At 52.4% G+C, this 17,006-nt stretch carries 15 protein-coding genes; 4 read left to right on the top strand and 11 right to left on the bottom strand.

Annotation, left to right across the window (positions count from 1 at the left end):
- Positions 1 to 30: 30 nt before the first annotated feature.
- Positions 31 to 849 (bottom strand): class I SAM-dependent methyltransferase, encoded by an 819-nt coding sequence (locus tag IE076_RS04815; RefSeq protein ID WP_189435660.1) that lies wholly within the window; start codon positions 847 to 849, stop codon positions 31 to 33.
- Between the two features lie 202 nt (positions 850 to 1,051).
- Between IE076_RS04815 and gltS the strand changes: the two genes are divergently transcribed.
- A complete protein-coding gene (gene gltS / locus IE076_RS04810) occupies positions 1,052 to 2,269 on the top strand; it encodes a sodium/glutamate symporter (RefSeq protein WP_189435659.1) in 1,218 nt (405 codons plus the stop codon).
- A gap of 39 nt (positions 2,270 to 2,308) precedes the next feature.
- Here the strand turns inward: gltS and IE076_RS04805 are convergent, their stop codons facing one another.
- Entirely contained in the window at positions 2,309 to 2,785 is a 477-nt protein-coding gene (locus tag IE076_RS04805) for a hypothetical protein (RefSeq protein WP_189435658.1), read from the bottom strand.
- Between the two features lie 239 nt (positions 2,786 to 3,024).
- On the opposite strand from IE076_RS04805, the gene IE076_RS04800 reads away from it, so the two are divergent.
- On the top strand, positions 3,025 to 3,618 hold the full coding sequence (locus IE076_RS04800) for a DJ-1/PfpI family protein (protein ID WP_189435657.1): 594 nt from the start codon (positions 3,025 to 3,027) through the stop codon (positions 3,616 to 3,618).
- Positions 3,619 to 3,738: 120 nt separating this feature from the next.
- Here the strand turns inward: IE076_RS04800 and IE076_RS04795 are convergent, their stop codons facing one another.
- From IE076_RS04795 to pyrC, 5 genes are all read right to left on the bottom strand, one after another.
- Positions 3,739 to 4,164: a cysteine rich repeat-containing protein gene (locus tag IE076_RS04795; protein ID WP_189435656.1), complete on the bottom strand. Its 426-nt coding sequence runs from the start codon at positions 4,162 to 4,164 to the stop codon at positions 3,739 to 3,741.
- Between the two features lie 24 nt (positions 4,165 to 4,188).
- On the bottom strand, positions 4,189 to 4,500 hold the full coding sequence (locus IE076_RS04790) for a hypothetical protein (RefSeq protein WP_189435655.1): 312 nt from the start codon (positions 4,498 to 4,500) through the stop codon (positions 4,189 to 4,191).
- Between the two features lie 713 nt (positions 4,501 to 5,213).
- Entirely contained in the window at positions 5,214 to 8,090 is a 2,877-nt protein-coding gene (locus IE076_RS04785; RefSeq protein ID WP_189435654.1) for a M16 family metallopeptidase, read from the bottom strand.
- Positions 8,091 to 8,748: 658 nt separating this feature from the next.
- Complete coding sequence (locus IE076_RS04780) at positions 8,749 to 9,444, bottom strand: orotate phosphoribosyltransferase (RefSeq protein WP_189435653.1); 696 nt, start codon at positions 9,442 to 9,444, stop codon at positions 8,749 to 8,751.
- A gap of 131 nt (positions 9,445 to 9,575) precedes the next feature.
- Positions 9,576 to 10,622: a dihydroorotase gene (gene pyrC / locus IE076_RS04775; protein WP_189435652.1), complete on the bottom strand. Its 1,047-nt coding sequence runs from the start codon at positions 10,620 to 10,622 to the stop codon at positions 9,576 to 9,578.
- 402 nt (positions 10,623 to 11,024) lie between these two features.
- Between pyrC and IE076_RS04770 the strand changes: the two genes are divergently transcribed.
- Together IE076_RS04770 and IE076_RS04765 are read left to right on the top strand one after the other, a co-directional pair.
- On the top strand, positions 11,025 to 11,702 hold the full coding sequence (locus IE076_RS04770; RefSeq protein ID WP_189435651.1) for a nucleotidyltransferase family protein: 678 nt from the start codon (positions 11,025 to 11,027) through the stop codon (positions 11,700 to 11,702).
- 380 nt (positions 11,703 to 12,082) lie between these two features.
- On the top strand, positions 12,083 to 12,697 hold the full coding sequence (locus IE076_RS04765) for a nucleotidyltransferase family protein (protein ID WP_209008869.1): 615 nt from the start codon (positions 12,083 to 12,085) through the stop codon (positions 12,695 to 12,697).
- 7 nt (positions 12,698 to 12,704) lie between these two features.
- Here IE076_RS04765 and IE076_RS04760 read toward each other — a convergent pair whose 3' ends face one another.
- The 4 genes from IE076_RS04760 to IE076_RS04745 form a co-directional block, all read right to left on the bottom strand.
- Positions 12,705 to 13,910, bottom strand: a complete 1,206-nt coding sequence (locus IE076_RS04760; protein ID WP_189435649.1) for a hypothetical protein — start codon at positions 13,908 to 13,910, stop codon at positions 12,705 to 12,707.
- A gap of 140 nt (positions 13,911 to 14,050) precedes the next feature.
- The gene (locus IE076_RS04755) at positions 14,051 to 14,839 is read right to left on the bottom strand and encodes a creatininase family protein (RefSeq protein ID WP_189435648.1); all 789 of its coding nucleotides are present in this window, start codon (positions 14,837 to 14,839) and stop codon (positions 14,051 to 14,053) included.
- 72 nt (positions 14,840 to 14,911) lie between these two features.
- Positions 14,912 to 15,505 (bottom strand): NAD(P)H-dependent oxidoreductase, encoded by a 594-nt coding sequence (locus IE076_RS04750; RefSeq protein ID WP_189435647.1) that lies wholly within the window; start codon positions 15,503 to 15,505, stop codon positions 14,912 to 14,914.
- Between the two features lie 220 nt (positions 15,506 to 15,725).
- Positions 15,726 to 16,196 (bottom strand): cupin domain-containing protein, encoded by a 471-nt coding sequence (locus IE076_RS04745; protein ID WP_209008868.1) that lies wholly within the window; start codon positions 16,194 to 16,196, stop codon positions 15,726 to 15,728.
- Positions 16,197 to 17,006 lie beyond the last annotated feature (810 nt).

Raw genomic sequence — 17,006 nt, 5'->3', positions numbered from 1 at the left:
ACCCGACTCTAAGTGGCTATTTTTGCTAGGTTACCCCTTGTCGAACGCCGCAATCACAAGGTGACCCGGCACGGGCTCACCCTGTTCGTAGCGCACGATGATCGAGGTCAGGTCAAGAATGGAAAAACCGGTTTTTTCCAGCAAACCGCGAACATAGCTCTCCGCATGCGCAAACCGGTGGTACTTGCCAACCATAAAGTTCTGATCGCCTAAAACGTCTGCCGGAAGTGTCTCGGAAGAAAACGCAAAGACACCCTTTGGCTCAATGTTTTCCGCAACACCGGCAAAAAACTCTTCCAGCTGGCCCATATAAGGCAGCACATCAGTCGCAACGATAAGGTCCCAGCGCTCCTCTTCGTCAACTTTAAGGAATTCAACCACTTCCCCGACATAAAGGTCGTCGTAGATTTCCTTTTCATCGGCAACTTCAACCATGCCCTCGGCAATGTCGACGCCGGTTTTGTGTGGAACGAGATCGTGTAGGGCTTCGCCAGAAAGGCCGGTACCGCACCCAAGGTCCAAAAGGCGCTTGAACGGACCAAGCTCTAACTTCTCAATCTTGTCACGCACCATCAACGGTACGGAGTAACCAAGCTGATCAACCAGCACCATGTCGAACACTTCCGCATGCTGGTCAAACAGCGTACTCACGTAAGCATCCGGTGCTTTTGCCGGTGCGCTCCCTTTGCCCATTCTGGCCAATCGAACCGCCGCGCCACCATGATCTTCCGGATCCAACTCCAGAACGTGCTTGTAGGCCTCAGCAGCCTCATCAAACTTGCCTGCTTTTTCCAGGTCGAGCGCCCGGTTATAGGCTTCGGCAAGTGCTTCATTGTCTAGGTTTGTCATGATGACAGGTGAGCCGCTGTATAATTGAATATGTGGGTTCTCCTTACACAAGAACAACTCCAAAAGCTATGCAATACAAAAGGTTTTCTTGCCGCATCAGAGTAAATAAAAGCGATCACCCCGATTAAAATACGCAGTTCCCTTTTAAACGAGAGGTGAGGTCAAGCTGGTAGAACCAAGGCCGTTGAACAATGAGGCCTGCATGGAAGCCGCGCTACCCGAACTAATTGAGATTGAACCATTTACGACAATCACAATTGCTATCCTTGTTTTGTTTGTTGGGCGCGAGCTCGTGAGGAGGAATGTAACTCTTCGCAAGCTGACGATTCCTGATCCACTGGCAGGCGGTCTACTCTGTGCGATCATCGTCACCCTGCTAACAGTCTGGTGGGGAGTCGAAATCCAGTTCTCGACAGCTCCGGTTGATTTCTTTCTGGTTTACTTCTTCGCAGCAATTGGTCTGCGTGCAAAAGTGAGTGATCTCCTCACTGGCGGAAAGCCACTTGTGATTCTGATTATCATCGCCTCGGTATTTCTGGGCCTGCAGAACTTTGTCGGCATGGGGGCGGCAAGCTTCTACGGCTATCCGGTTCACACAGGCATTATCGCGGGTTCGGTTTCGCTGTCTGGTGGGGTCGGCACAACGCTGGCTTGGGCTCCCATTTTTGCCTCTGAGTTGGGTGTCGCCAATGCGCAGGAAATTGGGATTGCGGCGAACACCGTTGGCATCATAGCTGCTTGTGTTATCGGTGGCCCGATTGCCCAGTACCTCATGCGCAGACACAAACTGACAGGATCCCTCAGCACGGATGAGACTGTAGGGCAAAACTTCAAAGATGATGGCAAACTGAACCTGCATTACTATGATGTGCTGGGTGCTGTGTTCTTCACAAACCTAGCAATCTTCATTGGGTATATGATGTATCTTGCTCTGGAAGAAGCGGGAGTCGTCATCCCGGTCTTTGTACCGGTTCTTGTTGCAGGCATTTTCATAAACAACATTGGGCGCATGCTGTTTCGCAACTACGATAACGCTGGCCGCGAAAAAGGCATGGCTATGATCTCCGATATCAGTCTCGGTATCTTCTTAAGCATTGCATTGATGACCATGGACCTCTTGGCTGTATGGGAGTTCATGGGGTTCATCGCATTGGTGATGTCCCTGCAAATTGGGCTTGCCATCGTCTATGCCCTCTTTATCGTCTTTACGTTTATGGGCAAAGACTATGATGCTGCGGTCATTTCAGCTGGGTTCGGCGGAATAGCGCTCGGCTCCACTGCAACTGCGGTGCTGAACATGACGTCTGTCACCCGTCAGTTCGGAGCCTCACCCAAAGCATTCCTCATTGTGCCACTGACTTGCGGTTTCTTCATCGACCTGATGAATACATGGGTGATTTCAAACTTGTCGGGCCTTTGAGCCGCAGATACTATCTGCCTGATCCCACCACCTAAAGCGTCAAGGCCGCACAAGCAGGTACCGCGAAATGGTCGCGTGCGGCCCGGCTTCATAATGCATCAGCTCCATCGTGTCCGAATTGACTAGCCTCCCGCGCATAGTACCCGTATCCGGATGCTCCACGAGCGTAAGTGAGGCCCCATCCCAACCAATCATTCCGATCACAGGCTCCATGGATTTGGAGACTTCCGAACGCCCATCGTGATCACGCCCTGATCCCGGGCTCACCTGCCAAAAGAATACGCCTTCCAGGACAGGCCCGGTCTGCTCTTCTATGCGCAAATGAGAAGGCCCGCTCTCCTGGCTTTGAATGTCCCGATGCCAGTAAACAGCATCCTTCTTGATCACCACCCATTGCCCCTCCAGATCCGGATACTGCGGTGGTGGGGTTCCATCAATTGCAAAGGCGACAAGCGTGGCACACCCCACCATCAGCGCAACAAGTGCCGCCTGAACAGCAAGTCTCCAGTGCCCCATTTCTGCCTCCCAACCTTATGTGGAACTCTAGCGCACCACATCTCTTGCCGTTCCAAAATCCCCGAGATTTGGCGTGGTAATTCAGATCAAAGAAAACTCCATGAAGGGATGCGGGACCCTTAAACTGAAGCCTCTCACAAGAAAGGGATAGCCAACCTCAATCTGCGAACATATAGTGAACATGATTCTTTGGAGACACCGGCAATTGGCTTTGACGATTGCCCAAAGGGATATTGAGAATGACAAGAATTGCAGTGATCCTCACCCAGGGTTTTGCGGACTGGGAATATGCATTAATCGCAGGAACAGGCGGCCCCTTCTTCGGCATGGAGGTGGAGTTCTTCACCCCGCAAGCTGGCGAAGTGAAGTCTCAGGGCGGACTTCCGGCAATCATCTCGCGCAGGCTGGAGGAAGTCAGGGCGTTTGATCCAGCCGTTGTCGTCGTTATTGGCAGCAGCATCTGGGAAACCGACCAAGCGCCGGACATCGCAGATCTGCTTAGAGCGCACCACCAGCGCGACATCCCGATCGCCGGGATCTGCGGCGGAACGCTGGCTCTGGCAAGAGCAGGCCTGCTGAATGAGGTGGCGCATACCTCAAATAATCTGGAGTTCCTGCAGCAAAATGCGAAGGGCTACAACGGGGCGGGGCACTACCGTTCAAGCGCGTCAGCTGTTGCAGATGGCCATGTGATCTCCGCGCCGGGCACCGCACCGGTTTCTTTTGCCGCTGCCGTGTTCGAGGCCGCTGGGCTAGAGGCAAGTGCCCTACAGCAATTCAAGACCATGCTATCTGCAGAACATGCCGCACAACCTGTCGCTGAGGTTGCCTGACAAAACTTCCGTGGGTGCCTGAGGGGAGGGGCGGTCCATAGGCGGCACGACAAAGAAAATGGCTGGGCAAGCACGTTGCTCTACCCAGCCATCGGTTACGTCTCACTAGATCCAGCAGGATTAGTTCAGGCCAAATCGGTTCTCGAAGACCTCGATCTGTTCCTGACACTCAGCAGAAACCGAGCCTTTATTTTCACTCAGGCAAGTGAGAATGCGGCCACCGCCAACGGTTGTGTCGGAGCACTGCGCTTGGATATCCGGTGCGCAGATGGCCAGCGCCTCATTTGCATTTGCAAACAGGAAGTCCAACGCATCGGCAAAGTCATCAAAGGCATTCGCACATTGTGGGCTCACCCGGTCTTCGTAGGAATAAAGGCAAGCAAACAAGCGCCCCTCACCGGGAGTGACGTTTTCGCAATGCTCTTTGATTTCCGGCTCACACGCTTCCAACACACCTTGGGAGCCATCCTGAGAAAGGGCAGGCTGGCTAAAAGATAAGGCGAAGAGCGCAATGCCGAAAACAGCAGTACTGATCAGCTTGATCATGAGAGTTCTCCAGACTGGCAAAAATTAAGGACTAACAACCACATAAACGGTCGCACCGTTCTCAACGATAGGCCGGTAATAAACGCCGCTACAGTTGTAGTAGGTGTTGAAAGGGGTACATCCCGCAATGGATTGACGCGCATTAACGCGCCGCGATGTTCTGCGGGAGGTACGCCGTGATGTGCGCCGCGCTGTGTTGCGCACCTGGTTCTGGGCGTTGGCAGCGCCGACCGAGAAGAGAAGAGACACACCTGTTGGCATCTCGGAAAAATCAATCTGGCTCGTATAGCCAACTGAAAAAGCGATTACCGTTCCTGCAAGTAACTTCATCCGCATGATTGTATTCCTTGATTATCTCGGCAAAACACGGGCTGGTTGATGTTTCATTGCGTAAATCGGGTTCTCATTCGCGCGGTTTTGCTCCTGCGTGGATGCTTCAAGATAAGTGTTAGGGTTTTCTTTCACGGCCAGTTCGCGTTTTAGGTGTGATAAGCCAGAAGCCCTATCTCCCAGCATTGCTTCAAGTCAGCCTCAAGCCTTGATGACGCAAAAATCTCAGATTTGGCAAAAGGTTGAGGGGTCTCGTTCAACCCGTTTTCACTCGAACGCTCAGAGATGAAACGTAGAGATTTTGTGGCCTTGCACGCTGGGCCGCACAAAAATCAGCTGTCACTGCTTTTGGTCTGGAGCTGCTTAAGACGGATGCCAGCGCACAAACAACCTTGCCCGAAATCGAGGCTTGGGTGGAAGTCGCCTGAAGTGCCTGCAACCTCAAATGGAACGGTCCCACGAAGGGTTTTGAGTGTACGATCTGGTAACAGTGAAGAGATTGCAAAGCGGGAGAACGAGTATGAGGACACTGTGGTCGGTGCTCAAGGCCAAAAGCCCCACCAAAGGCAAAGGCGGCAAGAAATAGCACGACACCCCGCCATTAACCGCCAAGGACCTACCCCAAACGCAAAACTGCGGCGCACCCTAGGCAAAGTGCGCCGCAATCATAGTACGTATCCCTACGCTTCCAGCAAGGCCTGACCGAAGACCCGAAGGCCTTACTCCGGCAGGATTGTCAGGGTCACCTTGCGCTCAGGAACAAGGAAGGTGGAGGCCGCGGCGACCAGATCCTCTGGTGTGATCTGCTTTAGCAATCTGGTGTAGTTCCGGTAACGTTGTAACCCTTGCGGATAGCTCACCGCCTGACTTGTCAGGTCAAACCAGAGCCCGTTGGTGTGCTCTGCGCTGTTCATGCCTTCCAGAATAGGTTTCCGCGCACGCAGCAACTCATCATCGCTGATATTGCCCTTCACTTTCAGGTCTTTGACAATATCCTGATACACCTTCTCCGCCAGCTTCACATCATCCACTTTGAGAGAGCTGGACAGACCGATATAGCCATAGCCATCAATTGAGTTGGAGTTCATGTTGAACGCATAAGGACTGTAGGCCGCGCCCATCGATTCACGCAGTTCGTCACGAAGCCGAAGCTCCATAACACCCTGAAGCAGCTGCAATGTGTAGCTCTGCTTCGCATCCTCATCATCATTGGTCTTCCAGTAGTACTGCAACAGGGCTGCATCTTTGTCCCCTTCGTGGGTCAGGGATACCGCCTGTGGTTCTGGAAACTTGATGCCGTCAGAATAACGATGCTGCGGCGCTTCATAGGAGTATGGCAAGGCGCCAAACGTGCTGGCAACCGCATCAATCGCAGCCTCCGCGTCAATGTCTCCAACAATACCAATCTCGATCGGACCGGTCCGAGCGATCCGCGCAATAATCGGCTTCAGCTCCTCATAATTCCGCTTCAGAAGTTCTTCCTCAGGGCCTGCACCCCAACGCTTGTCGCCGCCATGCAAGATCCGGGAGAACTCACGACCACGCACAGCGTCCGGTGAACTACGCGATCTTTTGTAGGTCTCTTTCAGGCTCTTCTGGTAATAAGCCTCGCCTTCTGGACGATAAGCCGGATCAGTCAAATACGCCGCGATGACCTGAAGCTGCAGCTTCAAATCCACTGGGGTCGTGCCATACGCACCCGCGATGCCGTTCTGTCCAAACGAAAGGTTGGCGCCCACCTGAGAGCCTGAGAGCACTTTGTCCAGATCGGTCACCGAGTACTTGCCAAGGCCGCCAACCACAAACGCGCTTCTGAAGAACCCGGCCAACCCGTCCTTATCGGCAGGCAGATCCTCAAGGCCACGGCCCGTGCGTAGAGAAACAAACACCTTGCCCTTGTCAAAGTCGGTCTGCTTGAAGTTCAGCACAACACCATTCTCAAAAGTGTAGGACTGGATATCGCCAAAACTGCTGGTGGTTTCATGGGCAACTTTGCCTTTAGGACCAAAGCTTTCATAGTCAAAGTCCGCAAGAGATTTGGCTTCAAACTCTGCAACAGGTTGTAGTTTGCTCTCCTCATAGACGGAAAGAATGGTCTCCTCCGCATTTGGAAAATCCTTGGCAGAGGTCATGAAGATGTTCGGTTGAGCACCTTTCCAGAGGTCCCGAAGCGCTTGCGTGACTTCATTGGCCTTCAGATCGGAAAAGTATGCCTTAAAGAGAGCCAGATCATCCTTTGCGGATGTGGTGACGCTTGAGCTGAGCACATCACCCACCAATGCACCTGCAATAGACCTGTTTGGAATGGTCTCTTCCGCCTCAACAGCAACTTCCAGTGCGTTGACCCGGTTTATCAGCTGACGATCAACTTCTTCCTGCGTCACGCCATAGGCCAGTGTCTGCCGTACCTTTTGCTCCAGCTGTGCAAGACCTTCCTGCCATTTGTCACTGGCAACTGTCGCACTGGCAACAACCGTATCCGCAAAGTCCTCGCTGTAAGCACTAGTGCCCGCAGCCACGAGCGTATCCGGTGAGGCGAGGGCGGTATCACGCAACCGCTCCTGCATAATACCAAGCCCGATGCTGCGCAGGATATTGAAGGCACGGCTTTCGGAATTGTCGACTTGCAATTGGGGTGGCTTAACCAGATAGATGCTCACCGTGGTTGGCAGGGAAGGCTCCACGAAAAGCTTGGCCCGTGGGGTCGCTGATACCTGCAGCGTGCCGTAATCAGGCACAATATTATCCAGCTCATCTGCGTTGGCAGGGCGCTTCCAGTCAGAAAAGTGCTTGCGAACGGCAGCGTCAGTCGCTTCAACGTCAATATCACCCGTCACAACCAGAACCGTTCTGCCCGGTGTGTAATAGCTGTCGTAAAAGTCCTTCAAGCTCTCATGGTCAACATTATCAATGCCTTCCATGGTGCCCACTGTAAGCCGGTTCCGCTGCTTGACGCCGGGATAAAGGAAGGCGAACCGGTCAAGCATCACATCAAAACTAGGCCCATAATTCCCACGAATTTCAGAGGCAAGCACGCCACGTTCACGGTCAATCGCGTCTTCGGAAAGCGTGAGCTCGCTGGCCGTCTCCCGCATCAAAAACAGCGCAGTGTCCAACAACTTGGGGTCTGCGGAGGGCAGGGACAAACGGTAGTCTGTGTCATTCAAACCAGTCGTCGCGTTGGTTCCGGCACCAAAGGCGAGGCCGGCGCGCTCCAACAAGGCAACCATCTCACCTTCCGGCACATTCTTAGACCCGTTAAAGGCCATATGCTCCAGAAAATGCGCCAACCCCGGCTCTTGCCCCTTTTCAAGAGCAGACCCTGCAGCAACCGCCAAACGAACCTCAATCTGGTTCTTCGGCGATTGACTGGGAACCATCACATAGAGCAGACCGTTGGGGAGTTGGCGCGAAATAATCCGGTGGTGCAGCTTCAGATCCGTCTCGGGAAACCAGTGGACCTGCTGATTGGCAGCAACCTGCTCATCCACGTTGGTTTGAGCCGGCGTGCCCACATCCTGCGCAAAAACCGGAACAGAAAAGGCCAGTCCGGTCCCGAGCAGTGCTGGCACGAGAAGGTGTCGGATTATTTGCATTTTAGTTTCCCTGCATTCCGCCCAAAGTGTCGTTGAGCTTTTGCAAAGGTGCCCGATCTGTACTGACCAACAAGAAAGCATAGCCCGTGTTCCAGCGCAGACGCCTGACAGATTCCATTGAAATCTGTGATGGAGTTGGTTCTAAGCTGAAACCGGGAGACTGACAGATCTTCACCTCGAAAAAGCTAACTCAGCGTAATTCTCATAAACTTCGCAATATTTTTTATGCTTTTGCTTCATGTTGCTTTTGTGGCAAACGCGAATTGAATATGCAGATCATAAGGAGAATCTGTCAAATATATTAAATCACTAGTTGTGCTTTGATTGGTGACGTTGCTTCGATGAAAGGCGACTGACACATGCGTGTGTCAAAGGATATGCCTTTCAAAAACAATACAAATCTCATTTCTCAGTTTCTTCGTGTGGCGCCCGAACAGCTCGGTTTTTCCGGGCCCGAAGAAGCAGAAATGAACAGCTGTTTGGGGAGGCATGAGCCAAGTCGAGATAGGACTAATGACCAAATATTGGTTAACGAAACCTAGACAAAATTTAATCTTTGGCTTGTTGAGAGGAAAACGCCCGGTGAGGCCTCTCAGCAAAAAACGCAGAGCCGGGGCCCTGCGTTTTCTCACAATATCATCTCAGGCTATGCTGAGGCTTACAGCGGCAATTCACTGACGCCGCCGTTGGCCGCAGACCACTCCAGCGGATTGTTGAGGAACTTCTCAACTTCATTCACTTTCTCAGCTGAGAAGTAGTCGGTCGTCCTGCAAACGCGCAGGATATCGTGCCATGTGGCAAGGTAGTGCAGGTTTACACCATGCTCTGCCAGCTTGCCCTTCGTCTCCGGAAAGATGTCGTAGTAGAACACCACCAGCGTGTCGGTTACTTCCGCCCCCGCGGTCCGTAGCGCTTCACAGAACTTGATCTTGGAGCCGCCATCGGTAGTCAGGTCTTCCACCAGCAGCACGTTCTGCCCTTCGTGGATGTCACCTTCAATTTGTGCATCACGGCCATACCCCTTTGGCTTCTTGCGCACATACTGCATTGGCAGCGCCATCTTGTCCGCAATCCATGCTGCAAACGGAATACCCGCAGTCTCGCCACCTGCAATCGCGTCAAACTTTTCAAATCCCGCATCCCGTAGCAGCGTTGCCACGGCAAACTCCATCAATGTGCCACGAATACGAGGATAGGAGATCAGTTTACGGCAGTCGATATAAACCGGGCTCGCAAAGCCGGACGCCAGAATGTAGGGCTCTTCTGGACGGAAGTTCACCGCTTTGATTTCCATGAGCATTTTTGCGGTGAGTTCCGCCATCACGTCGCGGTCAGGAAAAGAATTGGAAAACATTACTGTCCCTTAAGTCACTTTAGGTGGTCTGGAATACGCAGTGGTGGCCTTGGGATGGCACCGCCCGAATTCGCATAAAAAAAAGCAGCTTGCCCCGGTTATATTTGGTGCAAACTGCTTTGAAACTTTCTTTACGTCTCAACCTTCCAGAATATATCAAATCCCGGATTGAAGAGGGTCACCGGCCCATCCGGCGTCGGAATGTTTGGCGGGTAAATCACCTTGTGGTTGGTCTTCACCAGATCAACCGTCTCTGCGTTGGGCTCAACACCGTAAAACGCAGGGCCATTGAGAGAGGTGAACCCTTCAAGCTTGTCCAGTGCACCTTCGTCCTCAAAAACATGCGCCAGACAGCTCATGGTGTTAAGCGCAGAGAAGATGCCGGCGCAGCCACATTCGCACAGCTTGTTCTGGTCAAGGTGCGGAGCGCTGTCTGTGCCAAGGAAGAACCGGGCGTCGCCCGAGGTTGCCGCAGCGCGCAGCGCCAGACGGTGCTTTTCCCGCTTCGCCACAGGCAGGCAGTAGAAGTGCGGTTTGATGCCACCAACCAGAATGTCGTTACGGTTGATGATCAGGTGGTGGGTGGTGATCGTCGCCGCCAGATTGTCGCCGCCAGACTTGGCGTAGTTGACGCCTTCTTCCGTGGTAATGTGCTCCATCACCACTTTCAGCTTCGGAAACTTGCGGCGGATCGGGTCCAGCACGGTTTCAATGAACACCGCTTCCCGGTCAAAAATATCCACGTCTGAAGTGGTGACCTCGCCGTGAACCAGAAGCGGCAGGCCAATCTCTGCCATGCGCTCCAGAACGCCAGCCACCTTATCAAAATCACGTACACCACTTTGCGAGTTGGTCGTCGCGCCTGCTGGATAAAGCTTCACCGCAGTCACAAGACCAGACTTGGCTGCCTGCTCCAGGTCATCCGCATCCGTGGTCTCGGTCAGATAAAGTGTCATCAACGGGGTAAAGTCGTGGCCCTCTGGTATAGCTGCGAGAATACGATCCCGGTAGCCAGCTGCATCTTTGCTGGTGACAACAGGCGGTACCAGATTGGGCATGATGATCGCGCGGCCAAAATTCGCGGAGGTTGAGGGCAAGACAGCTTTCAGCATCTCACCATCACGTAAATGCAGGTGCCAGTCATCAGGCCGTCTAATGGTCAGGCGGGTCTCGGTCATCTTCATGCTCCGTGTGGTCGAAAGGCTGTGCGACATCGGTTTACTGCCCAATGCCACCAAATCTCAAGGCAAAAGTGATGTTTTTGAGCATCTCGCACAAATACGTAACTGAGGCAACGAGCTCTTCGGCGGAAACGCGCAACGTAAGAACACCCAAACACGGGGCTGGGGACTACGTGCTATCCACATCTTCCTGGGCGCGAACCGCGTTGCACAAACCCTTGGCGAATCTACCTGTCAATTCTCGCAGATCGCCAAGCCCTAAATTTGTATGGATTGAATTGCTTGCTAGATTATCATAATGTTCTTCTTATGTACTAAATTAATTCGTTATTTGTTCTTGCTGACGCTGGTGAGTCCTTACTGTAACCGGCGCAATTTGATCTCTTTCAAATGAAAATCATGTCCTTATCAGATCCTATGCCTTCTACTCATACCGGCAGCCCCACTCCCAAGGAGAAGACCCGCTCCTTGCCCTCACGCGTGTCCCCTGTTCACCACGGCGCAGGTGAGCAGGGGCGCGTGTACTTTATCGAAGAAGTGATCCGCTCGACCGTGCTTTATGATCTGCTGGTGGTCCTGCGCGACGCCCAGCTCCCGGACGCCTGGCTTGCCTCGGGTGCAATCTACCAAACCATCTGGAATGCTCTCACCGGCAAAGACCCCGACCATGGCATTAAAGATTACGACCTGATCTACCATGACGAGGCTGACACATCCTACGAGGCCGAAGACCGCGTCATCACCCAACTCACCAAAGCCTGCGAGCCTCTGGGGCTCCCGGTCGAAATCCGCAATCAGGCCCGCGTGCACCTGTGGTTCCCCAAACATTTCGGCATAGACTATCCCAAACTCGGCTGCTCCTTGGAATCGCTCCTCTACTACGCTTCAACAACCCACTCCGTCGCCGCCCGCCTGCACGACGATGACCGCCTGCAAATTGAGGCCCCGTTTGGGTTGGAACCTATATTCCAGATGCAGATGCTTCCCAATAAAGTCCTGCCAAACAAGGAAACCTTCACCCGTAAAGCCAATCGCTTGGTCAAAAACTGGCCAGAACTCACAGTGGTGCCTTGGTAGGGTGCACCAAAGAACTCCTTTTACGATGGCTAACTGCCAGCTTCTCCAGCAATTGAGGCTGGTTACCAGTCAAGTACCTGCAAGAATTGAGAGAGCTGACGAGATGCTTCATCAGTACTCCGCAAATTGATCCTCAAGAATATTGAGTAAGGCCCAACCAGCCAATGGATTATCTTATTGGAATAATTTATTAGTTAGAAGTAGCAGGTCTTTCTCTGAGTCCCACGGGCGGCTTCCGGACAAGGATCTACATGAATTTGATATACTGAGCAGTCCTATAAATCGGGTATGGGTTGCTGGCTGCTCAGTACTGAACGGGTGCAGGCGTTATCAAAGCAATGCCAAAATTACGGCGTCACTCAGCTTTGGCGAGTGCGAATTTGGAATACTTAGATCAGACAGTGCTTGCAGATCCTCAACGGACCAGCGAGGACGACCGCAAACGCCTTCTTGAGCTTGCCCTGAGATCCAACTCGCATTTGATTGCCGCAATGAAGGGCATCAGATCCTTGCAGCTGCCGGATTGGTGCGTCTCCGGTCCCTCCATCGCATGGCCACTATGGACCGCACTAAAAGGCGTCCCAGTGCTGGCAGGCAACCATCAGCTTTACATCACCTACTACGATCCATCCGAGCAGGCTCTGGAAAAAGAAGCCACCTACCTGCGCCACATTCGCCAAGTCCTGAGTACAGGCCCTTATCAGGTGCACCTGTGCAATCAAGCTGGCCACGTCGTCCACCACGACAGTGCCAACCTGAGCAATGGAATCCCGGTCACTTGCACTGCTGAGGCGCTGGTGAGAGATCCGGTGCAAACCTATGCGCTGGGCGTCCGGCTTGAAGCCAATGGCACTTTCACGGTCCTGGCTCCCTATGGCCTGTCCAGCGTGTTTGCAATGAGGATGGAACGCAACACCGGCTATTGTGATGAAGAGCACTTTCTTTACAAACTGCACCGCGTGGAAGCCATGTGGCCCGACGTTGCTTTCAGGTAGCAAAGTCCTAGGGAAGCTCGCGAACCGGCAAATACCCGTTTTCAATCAGATGCACCATCAAACCAACTGGAAACGGCAGCACGACTGCATTTTCATAATCGCAGGCAGAGCTCGGTGAGCCATCCGGGCACACGAAGTTCTGAAAACCCTCCTCGTCTCCCTTACTTTTCTGCGTAGCTTCCGCAACTGCTTGCATCCCTTCACCCAAACGAGCACGTATTGCTGCCCAACCTGCAAGAAATCCGTTCTTATGCCACAGCGTAGCGTCCGCTTCAGCCAGACTCTCCAGATACTCCAGTTCTTTGCGGAAAACGGGCAGGTAAGCAGAATCGTGGTTCACGCTCAAAATCTCGTCGAAAGATAGCTTCTCAATGTAAAGCGGCGCAAAACTTCCCGCATAGGAGGCGAACAGATAGTGGAAGCTGTTATCAGTGCTCACGAGTTCAACCGTGCCATCTCCGTCAAGGTCATCAAAACTGTAGCCAGAGACGCCATCCAGCATGGCCGCTTGAATCATAACCCAGTTTCCATCTGGGTCCTGCGTGATAATGGACTGCTCAACGCAACAATGTGCCCCGCCAGTGAAACGCTTGATTACCACCTGAGGAAACTCGGTTTCATCGGTTAGACGGATGACCTCGACACTCTGACCATAGTCAGGGAAGTAGCTTGGTTCTGTCTCAAACGAAAAAAGCTTGTCCGCTCCAAGCCATCCGGCAACCTGTATGCTGGTGTTCTGCGAGAACTTGTCGGTCGTGTCGCTCTGTTTTGTAGCCAAATCGGCATTGATGAAAAGCTTCTCAAGTTCCAGCGAAAAATGTGTCTGATTTTTGAACTCGCCGAACGTCAGATTTTTACTAGGCCAAACCGTTTCCACATATCGGCGCCCGCGAGATAAGTAGGCATCTTCAGGAAGCCCAATCGAAAATTTTTCCCGCGCCAGACGAATACTCTTAAAGGCTGCCGGGCCAACCACCACAGCAAACCAGCCATTCTCAGAGCGTGCGACGCGTATCTTGTTCTGATAGGGCGACCCTTGCAGCGCTTGCTGAAAACCTTCTGCCAGATCCACAGCTTCGCTCGCATCTTGTTTGCTGGCCAAAACAAGCCACGTCTGGCCGCTAGAAAGGCTCAACGTTACGGTTGCATTGCCAAGAGTTGGCGTAACAAAAAACGCAAGTAATAAGGCTGAAAACACCCTGAGAAAATACATGCCCCAACTCCAGAATAAACTCTGTCACCCCTGCGTCAAACACTGCGCAGCATAATATGCAATCCCACAACCAGCTACGAATGCAAGCAGTTTGACCGTATCACTTCAAGGAATTCCGCGCCCTCCGACAACCAGATGGACTAATCAAACCGGCGGATGTCAAAATCCACTGTCTCTTGCAAAAAATCGATAAACCCATCTACCTGATGCTCCGCCGTCAATCGGCCTTTCTCAGAGCTGGCATTTGTGGCGTTGCCTACGTTGCCATGCGGGTTCAAGTCCGAAGCGATCCAGCCATAAGAGGGTAGGCCCGTCGGGCCCAACCGGGCATTCTCATCAAGGTCCTGTGCGGAGGAACGGAATTCCTGCGCATGCTGCATATCGACAAGATCGGCTCTAAAGTGCAGCATCAAAGAGGTTTCTTCATCTCCGCCGTGCAAACCGAACTTTAGCTCCTCCGGACTGAACAACCCTTCAGGTGCGCCAAAGCTAGACCAATGGCATTTACCGACCAACATTTTGCTGCGAATGCGGAGCTCCCGAGCCACAAGTCCGATCAAATCTAGATTGCCTCCATGAGAGTTGGCAATAATCATCTTCCGAATGCCGCAGGCGGCAACGGAGAGACCGATGTCAATCCAATGCCTGGCAGCTGTTTCAGCCTTCAGGGACAATGTTCCCGGTGCATGAATATGCTCATCAGACTTCCCGATGCTCTGCAACGGCAAAATACGAAAGTCCAACGTGTCCGGAGCGCGTGCACATAATGTCTCGAGCATGCCCTGATTAATGTAAGTGTCCACACCGAGCGGCAAATGTGGGCCATGTTGCTCAACAGCAGCTGTTGGCAAAATCGCAATCGTCCTTTGAGGATCGATTTTCTCAAAGTCAGTGGTTTTAAAATCCATCCAATAGCGTCGAGGAAACATGGCAGGTACCTTAAATTCCAGTCGCCTTCAAAACATAAGCGGTCGTTGGAGTGCAAGCACGAGGGGGGTGTACTATGCCTTGCACAGCCCTCGGGTTTTTCGGTCAATCACCTTCAGGTGGCGTTGCCTTGAGGCCACAGTAGAACTGTCCATGTTATAGTGGGCGGCATATCTGGTTTTCACCCATGGGCTACAAAGCAACCGCACTCCACGCAAAATGGTCTTCTTGCCAGGAGTACCTATAAGAAAACTAAGCCATCTTGGAGCGCCGCAGGTGGTAAAAACGGCAAGTTTCTTAATGTTCTGCAAATTTGGTTTGACTGCACCTTGTTCAGTCAGCTTGAAAGCCACTCCCGGCACCAGCACCCGGTCCAGCCATCCTTTAATCATCGCAGGCAATCCATACCACCAGGTCGGATAGATAAAGATAAGCGTGTCGCATCTCTCTAATGCTTCAATATGATGCTCAATGCCCTGCCGATTAACAGAAGTGTCCAGGTAGCGATCCAACTCACCTTTTGTCAGGACGGGCTGAAACTCATCCTTATAGAGATCAATGAGTTCATAACCGACTTGCTGGGATCTGAGCCTCTCTACCACCTGTTCCAGGATGGCCTTACTGAAACTCTCTGAGTTCGGATGGCAATAGATGATAAGGGCGTGCATGTTCCGGTCCGGTTCAAATCTCTTATATTCACCGCCTCCTGCAGCTTGTCGTGCAGGAGGGTAGGGTACAATGTACCCCAATCACTATGATCACACGAAACCCATCAAGTGTGTAATCCTCTCTAACTCAGCCGATATTTTCCGTATCCCAACGAGTTGATTGGGATAACTCAAGAGACTATCGGTATCTCGAAACTTTCTGACAGCGTTTGCGAGGAAGCTACCTGAAATTACCTTGCTGCGGATCGCCCAAGTCCACAATATCAGTGACCATCAGGACCGCGCGTGTGTCACCCCTATTTTCTACCCAATGCCGAACATTGGAATTTTCGTTGATCACTTCACCGAGCGTATGGATGACCGGCACGCCGCACTCATTGCTGTATTCAACAAACTCACCCTCTGTGACCAACGCGAGAGCAGGGCGGTTTTCGTGGCCATGTAAGAGGACATGACCACCCGGCTGAACCGTGATGCTCCGTGTGCGTAAATTGTGGTTTGGAATATTGACCTTCTCTTTGCCGAGATCGATTGCATCAAGCACTTCAGTCTCCACTAGGTAGTTTTCCGTCGGAGCATTGTCGTCGATTGCTGAGCCATCTTGTCCGGGAGGGCACTGTCCAGCATAGGCGAAGGGGAGCGACATTCCGACAAACAAGAGTGTCGTAGCAAGATGTACGGTGGTTCTCATGCAGATCTCCAATGTTAAGAGCAAATCATAACAAAAGAGAGCAACCTGCGTGCGCGCAACTAAGAGCATGCTAAAGCTGGGTTGAAGTAGGTGCATAAGAAGCAGCCCAAATGTTTTACTAGGCGGCAGTTGGTTCCTTATCCTCCCAAGTCGCCTCTTCACACTCGGCTGCGCGGGGGGATAGATCCCGCGTTTGCGGTGATAAGTTTTGATAGCAGGGGAACAAGTTCCATCACTCTGGCTGTTCGGCGCGTGCTTCCCTGCGGTGCTGCAGAAGACGCGCAAAGGCCTTCAATTCGACCACAATTTGCGTCCAAATCAACATACCAACGCAAATAAACGCAGATTTGCTCAAACTAACGCAAACCAACGCAAACGCCTCACCCTCTATAAAGGGAAGGGGCAACTCCGCCCGCTTCAGGCTTAGCCTCGCTTCAACGGCTGCTCTTGCGCATCCCGGCCAGAGCCCCCATCTAATATATAGTTTTCAAAGAACGCGGATTGCTCCGAAGTAGTATTGTCTGCAAACGTGGGCTCAGATTGAAGCCTGATTTGATCGCGGTCTATTCCTGTAATGTTCTCCTTGAGACTTCATTAGGTGGAAGATGGAGCGCGAAACCGGCCTCTCAGATTCGACGGAGTTGCATCGCCTAAAAACCTCTCGCAAGGGCAGTTTTGCGGCTTTGATTTGTCCCCACAGGGCGTGGGTATAAATCAAACGGCGGGTTTCTGCGGATTAGGTATGTTTTACACATAGGTTGGTGATGTTTTTGCGTTTTTTCGGGTTTTTAAGGTTGACGGTTAGAGGGC

Origin of the sequence: Pseudovibrio japonicus (assembly GCF_014651595.1) — a bacterium.
GTDB lineage: Bacteria > Pseudomonadota > Alphaproteobacteria > Rhizobiales > Stappiaceae > Pseudovibrio > Pseudovibrio japonicus.
The sequence above is the reverse complement of the archived record's forward strand: the minus strand, read 5'-3'. Positions and strand labels throughout refer to the sequence as shown.

Coding starts and splice junctions, on each gene's coding strand:
- IE076_RS04815 (WP_189435660.1), bottom strand. CDS start 849: ATGACAAACCTAGACAATGAAGCACTTGCCGAAGCCTATAACCGGGCG.
- gltS (WP_189435659.1), top strand. CDS start 1,052: ATGGAAGCCGCGCTACCCGAACTAATTGAGATTGAACCATTTACGACA.
- IE076_RS04805 (WP_189435658.1), bottom strand. CDS start 2,785: ATGGGGCACTGGAGACTTGCTGTTCAGGCGGCACTTGTTGCGCTGATG.
- IE076_RS04800 (WP_189435657.1), top strand. CDS start 3,025: ATGACAAGAATTGCAGTGATCCTCACCCAGGGTTTTGCGGACTGGGAA.
- IE076_RS04795 (WP_189435656.1), bottom strand. CDS start 4,164: ATGATCAAGCTGATCAGTACTGCTGTTTTCGGCATTGCGCTCTTCGCC.
- IE076_RS04790 (WP_189435655.1), bottom strand. CDS start 4,500: ATGCGGATGAAGTTACTTGCAGGAACGGTAATCGCTTTTTCAGTTGGC.
- IE076_RS04785 (WP_189435654.1), bottom strand. CDS start 8,090: ATGCAAATAATCCGACACCTTCTCGTGCCAGCACTGCTCGGGACCGGA.
- IE076_RS04780 (WP_189435653.1), bottom strand. CDS start 9,444: ATGTTTTCCAATTCTTTTCCTGACCGCGACGTGATGGCGGAACTCACC.
- pyrC (WP_189435652.1), bottom strand. CDS start 10,622: ATGACCGAGACCCGCCTGACCATTAGACGGCCTGATGACTGGCACCTG.
- IE076_RS04770 (WP_189435651.1), top strand. CDS start 11,025: ATGTCCTTATCAGATCCTATGCCTTCTACTCATACCGGCAGCCCCACT.
- IE076_RS04760 (WP_189435649.1), bottom strand. CDS start 13,910: ATGTATTTTCTCAGGGTGTTTTCAGCCTTATTACTTGCGTTTTTTGTT.
- IE076_RS04755 (WP_189435648.1), bottom strand. CDS start 14,839: ATGTTTCCTCGACGCTATTGGATGGATTTTAAAACCACTGACTTTGAG.
- IE076_RS04750 (WP_189435647.1), bottom strand. CDS start 15,505: ATGCACGCCCTTATCATCTATTGCCATCCGAACTCAGAGAGTTTCAGT.
- IE076_RS04745 (WP_209008868.1), bottom strand. CDS start 16,196: ATGAGAACCACCGTACATCTTGCTACGACACTCTTGTTTGTCGGAATG.